Source organism: Nonomuraea sp. NPDC049784, assembly GCF_040659615.1.
Classification (GTDB): Bacteria; Actinomycetota; Actinomycetes; order Streptosporangiales; family Streptosporangiaceae; genus Nonomuraea.
The window spans coordinates 1-1346 of record NZ_JBFAMX010001218.1; the positions used below are offsets into that span (position 1 = coordinate 1).

Annotated in this window: 1 protein-coding gene and 1 pseudogene; one reads left to right on the plus strand and one right to left on the minus strand. The window is 71.0% G+C overall.

Annotation, left to right across the window (positions count from 1 at the left end):
• Positions 1-1049, minus strand: a 1049-nt coding sequence (locus AB0J09_RS64860; protein ID WP_360714463.1) for an N-6 DNA methylase, incomplete at its 3' end; no start/stop codon positions are given.
• Between the two features lie 76 nt (positions 1050-1125).
• On the opposite strand from AB0J09_RS64860, the pseudogene AB0J09_RS64865 reads away from it, so the two are divergent.
• Positions 1126-1346, plus strand: a pseudogene (locus tag AB0J09_RS64865) (serine/threonine-protein phosphatase); the annotation flags it as partial.

Consider the following 1346-nt stretch of genomic DNA (forward strand, 5'->3'; position numbering starts at 1 on the left):
GCGCGCAGGAGATTGGCGCGGATGCGGCGGCCCGCCTTGCGGCTGGCGGCGGCCGGCGGCATGAGGATGGCGACCAGGCCGCGCGGCTTGACGTGGGTGAGGCAGTGCTGGACCCAGGCCAGCTCCGGCTCCCCGCGCGGCGGCAGGCCGTACTCCCAGCGCGGGTCGCCGGTCAGCTCCTCATAACCCCAGGCCCGCTCGTTGAACGGCGGGTCGCACACCACGGCGTCGGCCTTCTCGCCGGGGAACGCGTCGTGGCGCATCGAGTCACCGGCCACGACCTCGGCCTCGATGCCGCGCAACCGGAGCCTGGAGGCGGTGATGGCCGCCGAGGTCTCGCTGAGCTCCTGCCCGAGCACCTTGACCGCGCCTGACCCGCCCGGCTCCGTCTGGGCGAGGGTGGGGGCGAGGAGCAGCGTGCCGACGCCGCAGGCCGGGTCGAGGATCGTGGTGCCGCCCGGGCGTACGAGCCTGACCATGAGCCCGGCCACGTCCTCCCGGGTCACGGAGAGTTGCCGGGAGTGCGCCTCGAGATAGCGCTCACAAAGGAACTCGTACGCGGTCAGCGCGCCATGCTGCTCGGCCAGCTCCAGCACCAGCTCCGCCAACTCCGGCTCCAGCCCCTCCGGTTCGAGGTCCTGCCCCGCCGCCTCCGCGCCTTCACCCGGCTCACCCTCGGCGCCGGCCCGCGCCACGCCCGGGACGACTTCATCGCCCGCCCGCGGATCGGCGCCGGCCGGACCGCTGCTCAGAGCGTTCGCCCTGCTGGTCAGCAGAGCGCCTGCCCGGGCCACCAGCTCGCCCAGGCGCAAATCGCCTGCGGCTTTCAAGCGTTGCCACACCCGATCTCCTAGGGAGACCTGGTAGGACTTCCCATAGTGGCGCAGCCAGGACTCGACCTGCCGCAGCGAGAAGAGCGGCTGGTTGGCCGTGCCGCCGATGGGATCAGGAAAGTCGTCGTGGCGACGGCGCCAGTTGCTCACCGCGGCACGCCCGACGCCGGCGAGCCGGGCGATGTCACCGGCGTTGACGGTCGGGTCGTGGCTCATGCAGCCCACAGTAGTTCACAAGAGTCTTCAGCGCATCTGCTTGTGAAGTCTTTCAACCAATGATTTACTGCAGGGTATGAAGCACAACATCCGCTATGCCGCCGGATCAGACGTGGGCCGCCGCAGGGAGCAGAACGAGGATTCCGGCTATGCGAGTGGCCGGTTGCTCGTGGTGGCTGACGGGATGGGTGGACACGCCGCGGGCGAGCTGGCGAGCTCGGCGGCGATCGCCGTCATGCGAGAGCTGGATGCCACGCTTCCCGAGACTGGCGCGGACCTCGAGGCGGCGCTGGAGGG